The sequence below is a fragment of the Rhodoplanes sp. P11 genome, assembly GCF_964266735.1.
In the GTDB taxonomy this organism is placed as follows: domain Bacteria; phylum Pseudomonadota; class Alphaproteobacteria; order Rhizobiales; family Xanthobacteraceae; genus Rhodoplanes; species Rhodoplanes serenus.
This window is the reverse complement of record NZ_CAXWGY010000001.1, coordinates 1,507,643-1,521,193: the sequence shown is the minus strand read 5'-3', so window position 1 is coordinate 1,521,193 and position 13,551 is coordinate 1,507,643. Positions and strand designations below refer to the sequence as shown.

25 protein-coding genes and 1 tRNA gene are annotated in these 13,551 nt (G+C 68.0%); 14 read left to right on the top strand and 12 right to left on the bottom strand.

Annotated elements, in window-relative coordinates:
* Positions 1–62: 62 nt before the first annotated feature.
* From ACFQUV_RS06825 to ACFQUV_RS06790, 8 genes are all read right to left on the bottom strand, one after another.
* Positions 63–353: a hypothetical protein gene (locus ACFQUV_RS06825; protein ID WP_129608027.1), complete on the bottom strand. Its 291-nt coding sequence runs from the start codon at positions 351–353 to the stop codon at positions 63–65.
* 32 nt (positions 354–385) lie between these two features.
* Positions 386–955, bottom strand: coding sequence for a DUF669 domain-containing protein (locus tag ACFQUV_RS06820; protein ID WP_129608026.1), 570 nt, complete (start codon positions 953–955; stop codon positions 386–388).
* A 6-nt stretch (positions 956–961) separates the two neighbouring features.
* Positions 962–1,738 carry an ATP-binding protein gene (locus ACFQUV_RS06815; protein ID WP_129608025.1) on the bottom strand — a complete coding sequence of 259 codons (777 nt, stop codon included), beginning with the start codon at positions 1,736–1,738 and terminating at the stop codon, positions 962–964.
* A gap of 75 nt (positions 1,739–1,813) precedes the next feature.
* Entirely contained in the window at positions 1,814–2,242 is a 429-nt protein-coding gene (locus tag ACFQUV_RS06810; protein WP_129608024.1) for a VRR-NUC domain-containing protein, read from the bottom strand.
* A gap of 32 nt (positions 2,243–2,274) precedes the next feature.
* Positions 2,275–2,670, bottom strand: a complete 396-nt coding sequence (locus ACFQUV_RS06805) for a hypothetical protein (protein WP_129608023.1) — start codon at positions 2,668–2,670, stop codon at positions 2,275–2,277.
* 316 nt (positions 2,671–2,986) lie between these two features.
* Positions 2,987–3,118 (bottom strand): hypothetical protein, encoded by a 132-nt coding sequence (locus ACFQUV_RS06800; RefSeq protein ID WP_280176744.1) that lies wholly within the window; start codon positions 3,116–3,118, stop codon positions 2,987–2,989.
* A complete protein-coding gene (locus tag ACFQUV_RS06795) occupies positions 3,115–3,276 on the bottom strand; it encodes a hypothetical protein (protein ID WP_159373861.1) in 162 nt (53 codons plus the stop codon). Before ACFQUV_RS06795 ends, ACFQUV_RS06800 begins: the two co-directional genes overlap by 4 nt.
* Positions 3,273–3,512, bottom strand: a complete 240-nt coding sequence (locus tag ACFQUV_RS06790) for a hypothetical protein (protein WP_159373862.1) — start codon at positions 3,510–3,512, stop codon at positions 3,273–3,275. Before ACFQUV_RS06790 ends, ACFQUV_RS06795 begins: the two co-directional genes overlap by 4 nt.
* 73 nt (positions 3,513–3,585) lie before the next feature.
* On the opposite strand from ACFQUV_RS06790, the gene ACFQUV_RS06785 reads away from it, so the two are divergent.
* From ACFQUV_RS06785 to ACFQUV_RS06750, 8 genes are all read left to right on the top strand, one after another.
* Complete coding sequence (locus ACFQUV_RS06785) at positions 3,586–4,197, top strand: XRE family transcriptional regulator (protein WP_207211385.1); 612 nt, start codon at positions 3,586–3,588, stop codon at positions 4,195–4,197.
* Between the two features lie 34 nt (positions 4,198–4,231).
* A complete protein-coding gene (locus ACFQUV_RS06780; protein ID WP_129608022.1) occupies positions 4,232–4,549 on the top strand; it encodes a hypothetical protein in 318 nt (105 codons plus the stop codon).
* Positions 4,546–4,770, top strand: coding sequence for a hypothetical protein (locus ACFQUV_RS06775; RefSeq protein WP_129608021.1), 225 nt, complete (start codon positions 4,546–4,548; stop codon positions 4,768–4,770). Before ACFQUV_RS06780 ends, ACFQUV_RS06775 begins: the two co-directional genes overlap by 4 nt.
* Before the next feature lie 478 nt (positions 4,771–5,248).
* Positions 5,249–5,455: a hypothetical protein gene (locus ACFQUV_RS06770; RefSeq protein ID WP_129608020.1), complete on the top strand. Its 207-nt coding sequence runs from the start codon at positions 5,249–5,251 to the stop codon at positions 5,453–5,455.
* Between the two features lie 129 nt (positions 5,456–5,584).
* A complete protein-coding gene (locus ACFQUV_RS06765) occupies positions 5,585–5,923 on the top strand; it encodes a hypothetical protein (protein WP_129608019.1) in 339 nt (112 codons plus the stop codon).
* 5 nt (positions 5,924–5,928) lie between these two features.
* Positions 5,929–6,330: a hypothetical protein gene (locus ACFQUV_RS06760; protein WP_129608018.1), complete on the top strand. Its 402-nt coding sequence runs from the start codon at positions 5,929–5,931 to the stop codon at positions 6,328–6,330.
* Complete coding sequence (locus ACFQUV_RS06755; RefSeq protein ID WP_129608015.1) at positions 6,327–6,704, top strand: hypothetical protein; 378 nt, start codon at positions 6,327–6,329, stop codon at positions 6,702–6,704. The genes ACFQUV_RS06760 and ACFQUV_RS06755 overlap by 4 nt, the downstream gene beginning before the upstream one ends.
* Entirely contained in the window at positions 6,697–7,017 is a 321-nt protein-coding gene (locus tag ACFQUV_RS06750) for a hypothetical protein (RefSeq protein WP_129608016.1), read from the top strand. Before ACFQUV_RS06755 ends, ACFQUV_RS06750 begins: the two co-directional genes overlap by 8 nt.
* Before the next feature lie 14 nt (positions 7,018–7,031).
* Here ACFQUV_RS06750 and ACFQUV_RS06745 read toward each other — a convergent pair whose 3' ends face one another.
* The gene (locus ACFQUV_RS06745; RefSeq protein ID WP_159373864.1) at positions 7,032–7,352 is read right to left on the bottom strand and encodes a hypothetical protein; all 321 of its coding nucleotides are present in this window, start codon (positions 7,350–7,352) and stop codon (positions 7,032–7,034) included.
* Between ACFQUV_RS06745 and ACFQUV_RS06740 the strand changes: the two genes are divergently transcribed.
* The 5 genes from ACFQUV_RS06740 to ACFQUV_RS06720 are packed head-to-tail and all read left to right on the top strand — an operon-like array spanning position 7,351 to position 9,472.
* Positions 7,351–7,557 carry a hypothetical protein gene (locus ACFQUV_RS06740; protein ID WP_129607581.1) on the top strand — a complete coding sequence of 69 codons (207 nt, stop codon included), beginning with the start codon at positions 7,351–7,353 and terminating at the stop codon, positions 7,555–7,557. The genes ACFQUV_RS06745 and ACFQUV_RS06740 overlap by 2 nt on opposite strands.
* A gap of 9 nt (positions 7,558–7,566) precedes the next feature.
* A complete protein-coding gene (locus ACFQUV_RS06735) occupies positions 7,567–7,830 on the top strand; it encodes a phosphopantetheine-binding protein (protein WP_129607579.1) in 264 nt (87 codons plus the stop codon).
* A complete protein-coding gene (locus ACFQUV_RS06730) occupies positions 7,827–7,955 on the top strand; it encodes a hypothetical protein (RefSeq protein WP_280176741.1) in 129 nt (42 codons plus the stop codon). The genes ACFQUV_RS06735 and ACFQUV_RS06730 overlap by 4 nt, the downstream gene beginning before the upstream one ends.
* Positions 7,952–8,242, top strand: a complete 291-nt coding sequence (locus ACFQUV_RS06725; RefSeq protein ID WP_129607577.1) for a hypothetical protein — start codon at positions 7,952–7,954, stop codon at positions 8,240–8,242. The genes ACFQUV_RS06730 and ACFQUV_RS06725 overlap by 4 nt, the downstream gene beginning before the upstream one ends.
* 21 nt (positions 8,243–8,263) lie before the next feature.
* The gene (locus ACFQUV_RS06720; protein ID WP_129607576.1) at positions 8,264–9,472 is read left to right on the top strand and encodes a hypothetical protein; all 1,209 of its coding nucleotides are present in this window, start codon (positions 8,264–8,266) and stop codon (positions 9,470–9,472) included.
* Between the two features lie 92 nt (positions 9,473–9,564).
* Here ACFQUV_RS06720 and ACFQUV_RS06715 read toward each other — a convergent pair.
* Positions 9,565–9,641: transfer RNA gene (locus ACFQUV_RS06715), tRNA-Asp, on the bottom strand.
* A gap of 363 nt (positions 9,642–10,004) precedes the next feature.
* Here ACFQUV_RS06715 and ACFQUV_RS06710 point away from each other — a divergent pair.
* Positions 10,005–10,304: an HU family DNA-binding protein gene (locus tag ACFQUV_RS06710; protein WP_111388314.1), complete on the top strand. Its 300-nt coding sequence runs from the start codon at positions 10,005–10,007 to the stop codon at positions 10,302–10,304.
* A 195-nt stretch (positions 10,305–10,499) separates the two neighbouring features.
* On the opposite strand, the gene ACFQUV_RS06705 is transcribed toward ACFQUV_RS06710, so the two are convergent.
* Together ACFQUV_RS06705 and ACFQUV_RS06700 are read right to left on the bottom strand one after the other, a co-directional pair.
* Positions 10,500–11,804: a hypothetical protein gene (locus ACFQUV_RS06705; protein WP_129607573.1), complete on the bottom strand. Its 1,305-nt coding sequence runs from the start codon at positions 11,802–11,804 to the stop codon at positions 10,500–10,502.
* Positions 11,805–12,012: 208 nt separating this feature from the next.
* Entirely contained in the window at positions 12,013–13,401 is a 1,389-nt protein-coding gene (locus ACFQUV_RS06700) for a class II 3-deoxy-7-phosphoheptulonate synthase (protein ID WP_129607571.1), read from the bottom strand.
* Positions 13,402–13,551: the final 150 nt, after the last annotated feature.

Below are 13,551 nucleotides of genomic sequence, written 5' to 3'. Positions count from 1 at the left end.
GATCGGAGGGTGGAATGGGCGGCCCGGTCGTGGTTGGCGCCTGTCCGGGCCGCCCGCCCGGGTCAGCCCGCGGAGGCGGCGCCGATCGGCATGTCGGCGCGCGGCAGCCCACGACCGAGCCTGCGGCCCGAGCCGTTCGCAGGCGCGACGGCGCTGGCCTTCTCCCGCGGCTTGCGTTGCTGCGGGAAGAACTCCCGGAGCAGCGCCACCAGGTCGTCGCGGTCGAGCGTGGCGGTGTCGTCGACGTCTCCGCCCCTCACGATCTCGACCTTGAGCTTGCCGCCGTCGGCGGCGGAGAAGTTGAGGCGATCGCCGCCGGACGTGGTGACGAAGGTGGTCTTCTCGATCGGCATGGTGATTTCCCGTTGGATGTGGTGGGAGCGGATCAGCGCGACCAGGGACGCGAACCGCCGCCGGCGGCGGCCCTAGAAGGGGATGCAGTCGTCGCAAGCGAGGTCCGGCCCGCCGACTGGCCGCTGCCGGCACTCGGGGCAGACGAAGGGCGCGCCGCACTCTGACCCTGCGGCGCCGACTTCCCGGCCGGCGGCTGGCCGCCGCGCGGCTTGTAGCGAACCGCGTTTTGCGGGCCGTACTGACCGCTCTTGTCCGTCTTGATCGTGACCTTGCCGATGAACGGCTTGAAGTGCAGATCCTCCGTGTCGCGGAGCGACATCACGCCCACCGCGAGACAGAGGTCAGCCAGCGACCGTTGCGCGATGCGTTGGGCGTCGGCGTTCTGGTTGCGGATGTTGAGCCGGTCCCAGACGCGCCGGTTGGCACAAGGCCCCTCGACCACCTCCAGGGTCAGGACGAGCTGCTCGCCGCTGCCGCTCTTGGTCGACTTGATCTCCGACTCGATCACCTGCATCAGGTATTCGCCGGCCGGGATCGGATCGAAGCTGCGATCGTCCTCCGGCACCTCGTTCGGATCGAACGTCTCCAGGAACTCGACCATGGTGCGTCACTCCGCAGCGGTGTTGGGGAAATGAGGGGCGAGCGCGGCGTAGCCCTTGCCGCGCTCGTACATCAGCTTGTCGGGGATGCCGTAGCGGTTCTTGGCCACGAACATCGGCCGCGGCGCCGCGTAGATCCAGCGGTTGCCGCCGCCGTCGGCGCGCACTCGCGTTCCGGCCCCCTGCTTCGCCTTCGGGTCGTCGGCCTTGATCGTCACGTCCTGGTTCAGGAACAGGATCGCATCCACCTCGTCCTGGAAGATGCCCACCGCCCGCTTGTGGAGCCGGATGTCGAAGCGGCTGTAGGCCGCCGTCATCGGGTCGTTCACGGTCTCGATCGTCGAATGCGCGATGTAGGCGACGCCCATGCCCTTGTCGCGACGGAGCGCATTGGCGCCTTCGATGAGATCGCGCCAATAGCTGTCGGCCGCCACGTAGCCCTTGCCGTAGCCAGGCGTCTCGATGCTCTGCCAGTTGTTGTCCTGGCAGACCTTCGCCCAGATCAGCGGCTCCAGCTTGTCGAGCGAGTCGATTACCAGGGTCTGGCCGTCGTGCTCCTCGGTGTAGAGCGCGCCGATCGCGTCCATCACCTCGTCGAGGCTGGTCAGGCGGCCGAAGCTGGCAAGCTCCAGGTCGCCGGGCGTTCCGTCCTCGACCTGGAGGAACACCGGCGCAGGGAACTCGCTCGCCAGCGTCGTCTTGCCCATGCCGGGCGGACCGTAGATCAGAACGCGGGGCGGCTGTGTGGCCTGCACCCTCCTGAGGTCGTTGATCGAGATTGCCATGTCCGTCTCCTTCGTGGGCCGCTGCCTGGCTGGTCCGGAGGACCGGGGCGACAGTCGGCGGTGCCACGCGGCCCGCTACGCGGGCACCCCGGCCGCTCTTGGTGATCGGGTGGCGGCCGGGGCCTCGGCCCCGAGCCGCGTGCGCACCCCACTCCCGTCGGGAGCAGAGATGATGGTGATGCCGGCGCGGAACGCGCCGATGCCGGTCAATACGGCGATGGCTTGGTCGAGCCCGCGCGCGACGAAGTAGAGACCGCCGGCGCGCTCGAACCGCTCCTGCCAGCGCTGTTGCGCCGCAGACTGGCGGCCCGTCACGGTCTTCAGCTCGACCGCATAGGATCGACCGTCGATCGTCAGCATCAGGTCGGCGACGCCGGCATGTGTGCCGAGCGTCTTGAGCCGACCCGCCGTGCGCGGCGCACGATGCTCACCGTTCGGCACGTGATGCCACTCGATGTCCGGCCGCCCGTAGGCTTCCAGCAGCTTGACGACGTGCTGTTGCATCGTGGTCTCGGACATCGCGGAGCGGCGAGCGGTCACGGCGTCACTCCCTGTCTCGGGCCACGCTCCGCACCATCCGCTCGGCGCGCTTCCGGCGCCTGAACCATCGCCACCACATCCAGAGCGCGCGCGGTAGCCGCATCGAATTCCTCCAGCAGGGCGTGGGTGCGCGCACGCTCTTGTTCTGCCTTCGCCTCGATCCGTTCGCACAGGCGTCTGTACTGGTTCAGGATGTTGATCCCGGCGACCAGCGACACGCGGGTTGCCGGATCGCCAGCGACGAACTTCCTCACCCAGGAGGCAGACACGCCGAGACCAGCTGCGACGCGGCGATAAGCCGTCATGCGCGAGCCGGTTTCGCGCTCGGCGCGGGCAACCAGCTCAGTCGCCATGGTCCGCGTGGTGTCGAGAACGTCGGTCGCGGCGTTCATCGGCATTGTCCGTTTTCGGGCAAAAACTGACCGCATTCGCGCAAGCCCCTCTGCGATGGTGACCACGACGAGAGGGTCACGCGCGCGCCTTGCCGGGCGCCGTTGCAGAGAGACGAGCAAATGCTGATCACGACAGGGGAGACAAAGAGACCGGAGCCGAGCGGTCGCGGGACGGCGGCGAGCCGCCCGGCTCCGGGCGCACCCGAGGGAGACGGGGACAGGTGCGCAACAGAACGGGATGCGGCGCCGGTCGCGGGGATGGAGCCCTGACCGGCGCCGCCGGCACGCACGACCGCCGATATCGTGCGCGGATTGATCATGCCGCGCCCCACAGCACGGCGAGCGCGACGGCGAGCAGTGTGCCGACCGCGAGCACATAGGCGGTGAGCGCGATCGTGGTGGCGCGGTCCGGAGCGACATTGGACCAAGGGTTCGGGCCGACGGTCATGGCGCGGCCCTCCTCTTCGCTTCGTCGGCGATGTATTGCCAGCCGACCTGCTTCTCGACCGCCCAACCGATGCGGATCGCGGTGATCAACGCCCAAGTCTCGACGGCGACGATCAGCAGGAGCGCGATGTGCAGCCAATCGAAGTCGATGCAGCTCATGACGCGGCTCTTTCGGTGGCGCGGGCTTGGGAGCGGCGATGGGCGGCCGCCTGCGCGAGCTTTTCGAGGGTGATGTCCAGCCCTCGGCGTCGAGCACCACGAACCCATGCGTCCCAATACTCAGGAGCAACAGAATTCCGCTGGCGCATCTGCTTCGCAGTGTTCGGCTGAACGCCAACGTCGTCCGCGAAATCGGCCAGCCCGTAGGCGTTGATGAGGTCACGAAAGCTGCTCATATCGAATGGGTACCATAAGTACCCACCGTCCTGCAAGACGAAATGTACCCAGATAATTGGGTACACACTGTCTATGCAGACGGACCGAGCCGATCGCCTGAAGCAGGCGCGCGAAAACGCTGGGCTGAAGAGCCCACGGGAGGCCGCGAAGCGGCACCGATGGAACGAAAACACCTACAAGGCCCGCGAGGGCGGGCTGCGTGATTTCGGCGTCGAGGAGGCGAAAGAGTACGCCAAGGCGTTTGGCGTCTCATGGATCTGGCTGGTCAGTGGCGAGGAGCCTCAGTCTCCCGCCAATCGCGCCCCGGTAATGGTGCCCCTTGTCGGCTATGTCGGTGCCGGTGCTGAGGCGTACTTTTTCGCCGGCAGTCAGGGCGAGCTCGACCGCGTCGATGCGCCAGACGGTGCCGGCCCGAACACCGTCGCGGTCGAGATCCGCGGCGACAGCCTCGGCTCTTTTTTCGATCGATGGCTCGTCTTCTACGACGACGTGCGTCGGCCGATCACTCCAGACTTGATCGGGAAGCTGTGCGTTGTCGGCCTAGCTGACGATCGGGTGCTGATCAAAAAGGTTCAGCGCAGCCGAACAAAGGGGCTCTTCCACCTGATCTCACAGTTTGAGCCGCCAATCCTCGACGTCGCCGTTGAGTGGGCCGCGAAGGTCAAGCATATGGTCCCGAGGTAATTTTATAATTTGGCGAAATCAATGGAGATGCACGATGCCATCACTTCGTAAATCTCTTGTCGCCGTTATAGTTGCGGCTACGGTTGCGTGGATTATCGTTGCACAAACCAGTGACAGAGAAAGTCAGCCGATTAACAGTTACGAAAAAGCGTGCCGAGATTCAGGAGTGACGGACGGTCAGGCGCTAAAAGATTGCATCTGGCGCCAAAGGGCGAATGTTATGTCCGGTTGGAATAATGCTGATTGGAAGCGATGGCAGTCTTTGACTGGCGCGTCGGACCAAGATGTTTTTAATACCAGAGCCTTAGTCGCGCTTGAAATGCAGAAGCAAATGGAAAGGAAAGGAAGATGACCGTCGATCGCCTAACCTTTCACTGCGTCGACTGCAAGCACCCCGTCGTGGTCGACGGCGACAACCCGCCCAACGACGACGACATTCTCGTCTGTCAGGGATGTGGGCGCGCGTTCGGCACGTATGCCGGGGTGAAGCAAGCGATGATTGAGGCCGGGAAGCGCGAGATCAACGAGATGGTCGACAAGCTCGACCTGCCGCCTTGGATCGCCCGGAAATAGCACCAAGTCGAGCGCGAGCGGTTTCATTGCAGCCCCAGCTTGTCGAGCGCCCATTTCGTGGCAGCCTTGACGAGAATATCCTTGATGACCGGTAACGGCAGGGCCGCCAGCTCGGCCGGCGTTCTGTCGCATCTTCTTTGCCCCCAGCTTTGATGCCGAGGGCATCGTGCCAGCCTCATTCTGACGCACACCTCTTTCTCCGTAGCCATCGTCTCAGGGTCTGACAACGCAGGATAACAAATTTTCGCCGCTGTGGGTACGTTTTGTACTTGACTTGCTGGGTACGTATTGTACCATCTCCTCATCGAAACCGAGGGGAGACACCGATGACCACCACCCAGACCAAGCCGACCTACACCGCCCAGCCGCTCGGCATCGAGCAGGCCCTGGCCCAGCTCATCCGCGACCTGGCCGCGATGAAGAAGTGAGGACCGGGGCGGGGCTCCGGCCCCGCCATCCCCGCTCAGGAGGATCGCAGATGAGCAGCACCGACCGCATCTCCTACGCCTCCGCCGGAGCCGTCCGCCGGCGCACTGACGACGATGAAATCGCCGAGCGGCTCGATGGCCGCCTGGAGCGCGCCGAGCGCGCCCTGGAGCAGGTGCTGGACGCAGGCACCGACCTCGCGTCGATCATCTCGGCATGGGCCGAGGTGAAGGCGGCGCGCAAGGCGCTCTGGGGCTGAGGATCGCACCATGTTCGCCAGCACCGCCTCTCTGGTCGAGCGCGCCGTTCAGCTTGGCGCTCGCCGGCCGACCATCGCGATCCTGCTCGCCGTCCCCGCCATCGCCCTGTGCGTGCTGTGAGGCCGGTCATGACCGCTGACCGCCGCACGCCCAACGCCATCCTGCAAGCCGCCATGACCGCCGCCGCGCTGCGGCCGCGCCACCGGGAGACCCGCATGCCGATCGGTATCTGCAACGTCCAGCGCGCCACGGCGCGGCTGGAGCGCACCGGAACCTCGCTTGGCCGCCCGCTCTATAACGTCCATCTCGACATCGTCGGGCCGTGCGGCGAGCGCACCACGATCGTCCTGCGGGTCGATCCCCGCCACGCGTCGTGGGCCAAGCGGTTCGTCCGCCTCACCAACCTCGCCAACCTGGAGCCCTCGGCGCTGCCGGCGACCGACCGGGCTCGGCTCGCCGCGGAGTGATGGGGATGTACCGACCCGAGATCGAGATCGAGTTCGAGGACGTGCCGCTGACCGTCGGCTGCCGCCGCGGCCGCGGTGTCCGCGGCGCACCGCCCGGTGCGGCGCTGTCGTGCATCACGGGGCGCGCCACCATCGCGCTCTGCAATGACGATCCCGTCGACGGCGAGCTGGTGTGCGTGCACATCGATCCGCCCGGCGCCTCCGCGGTCGGCGCGTTCGAGCGCTGGCACATGGATCGGCCGCGGCATGACGAGTTTCTGGCGGCCGCGCTGTTTGATTGGATTGAGGCGAGCCTGTTCGCCGCGCTCGGCGACGAGATCCGGGAACGGCTCGCATGGGCCGCGAGCAAGGAGGCGGCCGAACTCTCCGCGGCCGACGACGCCTGGACGATGAGGGTGCGGTCATGAGCGATGACGCCGTGACCACTACACTGACCACCGCCGAGATCGTGTCGCGGCTGCGTGCCCTCCCGTCGCCGACGCGGCTCGCCGCCGCCGAGCGGCTGGAGCGACTGACCGACGAGATCGACGATGCACAGGACGAGATCGCCGATGCGCAGATCGAAATGGGACGGCTGGAAGCCGAACGTGACTCGGCGCGCGACGAAATGGAGCGCCTCACCGCCGAGCGCGACGCGCTACGCGTCGCGATCGTCAGGCATCGCGATCGCGTGTGGGGCTCCGGCCCTGTCGGCCATGATGAGGACGAGGCGCTGTATGCCGCCCTTGCGGGGCGGCCAGAACCGGACGTCGTCAATGAGAGGGACGCAGATCATGGGTGAGACGATGCACACGCCGGGACCTTGGACGGCCGAAGATCCGCTTGGCTCCGAAGCCCTCTGGATCGTCGAGGCCGGCAAGGAGCCTCACGAGTGGCGCTGCATCGCGATGGTGTGTCGAGACGATCTTGATGACCATGACGACCTTGATCTGCCGATCGGCGCCGGAGAGCAGCAGGCCAACGCCCGCCTGATCGCCAGCGCGCCGGATCTCTTGCTGATCGCACGCATGGTGGTCGAGAACTACGACAACAGCGACGAGCGTTTTATCGTTCGAGCAGCCCGTGCGGCTATTGACAGGGTAGATGGCCGGTGATGAGAGCAACCCTGTTAGCACAGGTGGACCGCCTGCGGGCGCGAGCTGATCAGATTGATCAGAGGATTGGCCCACTCCCGGGCCGCGACACTGACACGATCGCGGTCGAACTGCGCGGCGCGGCGGATACCATCGGCGTGGCCGCCGATCGGCTGGAGCGGCTGACCGCCGAGCGCGACGCGCTCAGGGCGGCGCTGAAAACGATTGAAGCGCCGCTCGTAGGGACACCAATCGGAGATCCGTGGGCATTCTATGCGGATTTGCAGGCTGTCGCCCGCGCCGCCCTCGCGGGCCAGCCAGAGCCGGCCGCCGCCGACGAGCGAGATGCCGCCCATGGCTGACATCCATCTCATCACGTCGTCGATGCACCGGCCGCCGCAGCGCCGGCCCGACGGCCACCGCGCCGACGTGGTGTCGCTCGTCGAGCGGCGGCAGGTCGAGATCGTCCGCCGCCCGGCGCGCAGCCGCCGGATCGATCCGCACTCGCCGTCGTGGTCGATCCGTCACGACACCGACTCCGACCCGCCGAGCGCGACCTAGGAGAGGCGCATGTGCCGCGCGACCGAGACCATCGAGAGCCGCATCCGCCGCGTCGTTGCCGACGTCCTCGCCGAGAGTGGCATCGCGATCGAGCCCGAGGCGCTCGCCGCCGCGACGAAGCTGTCCGATCTCGGCGCCGACGACCTGGACCTGCTTCACATCGCGATCGGCATGGAGGACGCGCTTGGCATCGAGATGCGTGACGACCTGATGCACGCCGGGATCACGATCGGCGAATTGATCGGCGCGGTGCAGCCGGCGGTGCCGGCATGACCACTGCCCACCCGCTCGCCTGGCTGGATGACTCGCCGATCGCAACGGCGGCCGCGCGCGACCTCCGTGTTGACGAGCTGAACGCGGCGCGCGACGAGGCGGTGCGCCACATGAGGGGTGGGTGACGATGGGTCGCCCTGCTGCGTCATCGGTTCGGATGCGCGTCGACCCGCGCGACATACCGCCCGAGAAGGCGGCGCGGCGCCTGCACCTCACGCCCGATCGGTTCCGCGAGTTGCTGCCGGCCCTGCGGCGCCGCGGGTTCCCAGCTGCCGATCCGACGACCGGGAATTACGACCTCAAGGCGATCGACGCCTGGATGGACCGGCGCAGCCGGCTCGACGACTTGACCAGCCCGGAGGGCTTGGTGAACGATCGCGCATCCATCCGGGAGCGCATTGCCAGGTTGTGATCGACGAGGGTCGCCGTAGGCATGGGCAAGGACAAGGTGCGATACCTCGTCTTCGTGAACGGTCGCTGGCGCTGGCGGCCGACCCGTAAGATGCGGTCTCTGGGCTTCCGGCTGGAGACCTTCGGGACAGCCCTGACGGCAGAGGACAAGGCCCGGGCGCTTGCCCTCAACGACGACTGGGACCTGGTGCGTCGGGGGCTCGCGCCGGCGCCGCGGCATATTCATCCGGCCGGCAGCGTCGGCGAAGCGTACGAGCGCGCGATGGCGCTGCGGGCGGCGGAACGCAAGGCGAAAGGGATCGCGTGGGATCGCGCCCATGAGGCGCGCGACGATTGGCCCCGCGCCTGGAAGTGGCTCGACCCCGCCTTCGGCGACGTGAACCCGGCCAGGATCGAGCCGGAGGACTTCCTGTTTATCGACCCGGCGACCGGCGAGGCGGCAGGGCTGCTGCCCAAGATCGAGCACCGGGTGTCGGCGGCCGAGCGCCACCGCGTCGTTAAGGTCTGGCGGGCGCTATGGAAGCGCATGGCGCGCATGGGGTATTGCGATATCCACGCCGACCCGAGCCTCGCCATCACCAACACGGCGCCGCCACCCCGCCAGGCGGTGTGGACGAATCGGGAGGTGCTGCGTCTCGTCCAGCGGGCGTGGCGGACCGGCAAGCCAGGGCTCGCCGCGCTGATGGCCGTGACCTGGGACACGATGCTATCGCCGGGCGACGCGCGGCGCCTCACGGCCGGCCAGATGGCCCGGGACGCGGGCGGCGCCGTGTTCTTCGTCGATCGCGCCAAGACCGGCCGGGCGGCCGCCGGCACGCTGTCGCAATGGTCCGACGCCATCCTGTCGGCCTATCTGCGGTCTCTCGGCGTCGATCTCCTGGACACTGCACCTCTGTTCCGGACGGCCGGTAGCGAGCCGGGACCGCGAGGTGGGCGCCGATGGGGGCCCCAGCCTTACACCAAGGACAAGGCGGACAAGGATTTCCGGGCCGTGCGCACCGCGCTGTTCGGGCTTGGCGAGACCCGACAGTTCGCCGACATGCGGCGTTCCGGCGCTGTCGAGGCCGACGCCGGCGGCGCCCGCGTCGAGGACCTGTCGAACAAGATGGCGAACACCATCCACGCCTCTGCGCGGCTGCGGAAAACCTACACGCCCGTGAACGTGCCGAGCGTGCGGCGCGTCGACGACGCGAGGGCGCTCGGTCGGGCACGGCTGAGGAAAGGGGACTGAGGCCGCGAACGAAATCCGGACGAAAGTGTCACGGCTCGGCTGCGAAGAGTGTCACGAAGTCTAGGGAGATTATGCCAAGTCTCTGAAAAGACTGGCGGGAGCGACGGGGCTCGAACCCGCGACCTCCGGCGTGACAGGCCGGCGCTCTAACCAACTGAGCTACGCCCCCGGACTTCGGAGCCGCTGCAATAGGGCCCTCCCCGACCGAAGTCAAGCACCTCTCGCACGCTCCTGCGGGCCGGTGGACAGGTGGGCGACGGACCCGCGGCCGAGGCCGATGTCATGGGGCTCGAACCGCTTTCGGCCCCCTCGGCGTGACCCCGACGCCCGCCGTCCGGCCGCGGCCTGCGGTCGCGGGCAAGGCCGAAAGAGTGGCGCGAAATGCCTGCGGGACGGGGTCATCCGCCACCTGGCATGCCGGAAAGCCACAAAACATGGGCGTTTCTCCGATTCGCCGGTTTCCAAGACCCGAGAATCGTCTATGTGACGGGCAGTTTCAGCGTCCATCGTTCCAGCAGAGGAGGAACTTCCGATGGCCAAGGCAGCGACGCCGACCCCGACCGTCACGCTCAAGCACATCGCCGCGACCATCGCCGGCAACCACGAGATCGCCAAGAAGCAGTCCGAGGCGATCCTCAACGACTTCGTCGCCCTCGCGGTGAAGCACCTGAAGAAGGGTGATCGCCTGCGCATCGGCGGCCTCGGCATCCTCCAGGTCAAGAAGCGCGCCGCCCGCATGGGCCGCAATCCGGCCACCGGCGAGCCGATCAAGATCAAGGCGAGCAAGAAGGTCGCCTTCCGGGCCGCCAAGGAGCTCAAGGACGCGATCTGAAACGTCGTCGATCGCCGCGCGGCCGGGCGCGTCAACGCGCTCCGGCTGGCGGCGGCTCGGCCGCAGAGGCCACGCGACTGGACACGGCCAGACTGGATCGTGCGAGACGCGGTTATTCGAGACGCGCTTATTTCGAGACGCGCTTATTTCGAGACGCGGTTATTTCGAGACGCGAGAGCGTCTTTTCAGGGCTGTTCAGAATCGCCCTTTCGCCTGCACCAGCAGCCCGTAGCGTTGCTGCTCGAACTTGGTGAGATCGAAGCGCGACGCGAAGCTCGGGCCGAACGCCACGGTGCCCGTATCGGCATTGAGCCCCCAGAAGCGGCCTCCCACACCGATCTCGATCGCCGGCGTCACCGCGTAGTTCAGGAACACCTCGGCCGCGACGCCGCGCCCTTGTGACGAGCGCGAGATGATATTGGGAGCAGGCCCGAGCCCGCCGGGGCCGAAGTCCTGCCGCAGCAGGTGGCTGTCCTTGTTCTCCAGATGGGCGATCGGCATGTAGGCCACCTCGCCCGACACCGACCAGCCCGGCATGAACGTCCAGCGCCCGTCGATCCCGAGCCGCAGCGCCTGCCAGGTCGGCTCGTAGGCGAGCACCGCGGTCGTAGAGGGCGCCTGCACCGAGCCCGGCGGCCCGCAGACCACGCCGCCGACCTGATCCGGATTGCAGGTCAGCCCATAGGCGGTCAGGCTCTCGCGCCAGTAGTGCCAGCCGACGAAGCCGCCGACCCGGAACCGGGCCCCCGGCACGTCGAAGGACCAGCCCGCATCGACGATGCCGTAGTTGAGGCTGTCGCCGCGGATGTCGCTCGACGTGTCGGAGAACAGGACCTGCCCGGCGAAGAAGTCGCGGTCCACGATGGTGCCGCCGCCGAGCGTGCCGGCGCCGATCAGCCCCTTCACGAAGAAGCCGGTCGGCCGATGGTCGACGCGGCCGAACACCTCGCCGGCGTGCCCGGCGGTGTCACGCCAGTCGAGCGTCGAGGTCGGATCGCCGTAACCGGGATAGCCGTTCCGGAAGCCGAAATCGGCCTTGCCGCTCGAGTACCAGTAGCGGCCCCCCACCTCGATGACGAACGGCCGCGCCACCACGGCGGCCGGCACCGGATAGGTCGGCCGATAGACCGGGACCGCGGCGGCCGGAGGCGTCACGGCGGCGCGCCGGGCCGGCGCAGCCGGAACCGGCGTGAAGGCGCCGGTGGTCTCGGGCTTGTCGGTGTCCGGCGCGGCTGCCTCGGCGGTGGTCGCGGTCGTCTCGATCCGCGGCCACTGCGGGCCGAGATCACCGGCGGTCTCCACGGCCGGCCGGGTCTTCGGGCGGGCTGGTCGCGGCGGCGCCGCTCGGGCGGCCGCCGCGGCCTCGTCGTGGCCAGGCGGAAGGGTCGGCCAGCGCGGGCCCGGGTCCCAGACGGTGGCCACGTCGGGCGGGTCGGGCGGCAGCCGCGGCCACTCGGCCGCCGATGCCATCGATGCGGTGACGGTCGCGGCGATGGCCATCGCCGCGACTCGTCCGCGGATGCTCCCGTCCTTCGACACGCGGCCCCCCGTCGGCACGTCCGGACGGAGACAATCTGAACCGACTTGTTATCGATTCGTTGTCGTTTCCGGCCGCTGTCGGCCGCGACTTCGCGAGCGCGGTTAAGAGACCATTAAGGCGCCACGACGCGGCCCGGCGGGACCGTCCCGCCGGGGGTGGACGCCCGACCTACTGGCCTGCCGCGACCGGCAGCGGCACGCCACGGCCGATGCGCTCCTTCTTCAGAAGCTCGGCGATCAGGAAGGCGATGTCGATCGACTGCTCGGCGTTGAGCCGCGGATCGCAGAAGGTGTGATAACGATCGTTGAGGTCCTCGTCGGAAATCGCCCGCGCCCCGCCGGTGCATTCGGTGACGTTCTGCCCGGTCATCTCCAGATGGACGCCGCCCGCGATCGTGCCCTCGGCCGCATGCACGGCGAAGAAGCCCTTCACCTCCTGGAGAATGCGGTCGAACGGCCGAGTCTTGTAGCCGGACCCCGACGAGATCGTGTTGGCGTGCATCGGATCGCACGACCAGATCACCCGGCGCTTCTCGCGCTGCACGGCGCGCACCAGCGGCGGCAGCAGATCGCCGACACGGTCGGCGCCCATGCGGGCGATCAAGGTCAGGCGACCGGGCTCGTTCTCCGGATCGAGCACCTCGATCAGCCGCATCAGGTCGTCGGGCTTCATCGACGGGCCGCATTTGAGGCCGATCGGATTCTTGATGCCGCGCAGGAACTCGACATGGGCGTGATCGAGCTGGCGGGTGCGGTCGCCGATCCACAGCATGTGGCCGGACGTGCAGTACCAGTCGCCGCTGGTCGAGTCGATCCGGGTCAGCGCCTCCTCGTAGCCGAGCAGCAGCGCCTCGTGGCTAGTGTACAGCTCGGTGGTGCGCAGCTCCGGATGGCGCGCGAGATCGAGGCCGCACGCCTGCATGAAGCCGAGCGCCTCGGAGATGCGATCGGCCAGCTCCATGTAGCGGCGCGACTGCGGACTGTCTTTGACGAAGCCGAGCATCCACTGGTGCACGCTGGCCAGGTTGGCGTAGCCGCCCTGCGCGAAGGCACGCAGCAGGTTGAGGGTGGCGGCCGACTGCCGGTACGCCTCGATCTGCCGACGCGGATCGGGGGTGCGCCCCTCGGGCGTGAACGCATTGTCGTTGACGATGTCGCCGCGATAGCTCGGCAGGGTGACGCCGTCGCGCGTCTCCGTCGGCGAGGAGCGCGGCTTGGCGAACTGACCGGCGATGCGGCCGACCTTCACCACCGGCGACGCGCCCGCATAGGTGAGCACCACGGCCATCTGAAGGAAGACGCGGAAGAAGTCGCGGATGTTGTTGGCGCCGTGCTCGGCGAAGCTCTCGGCACAATCGCCGCCCTGGAGCAGGAAACACTCGCCGGCCGCCACCTGCGCAAGCTGCCGCTTGAGGCTGCGCGCCTCCCCGGCGAACACCAGCGGCGGAAACTTGGCGAGCTGCGTCTCGACGGCCGCCAAGGCGCCCGCGTCCGGGTAGTCCGGCACCTGCTGAATCGGCTTCCGGCGCCAGCTTTCGGGGGTCCACCGCTCGGCCATGGTCTCGTCCTCGTCGGGCGCGGGCCGGGTGTCGTCCCGGGGAGTGTTCTGCCGCGCGGGGGGCCTTATACACGACCCCGGCGGCGCGGGGCCAGAGCGGGGTTAGAGGATCGTCCGGCAAAGTGGGCGCCGGCTCGCCGTCGACAATGC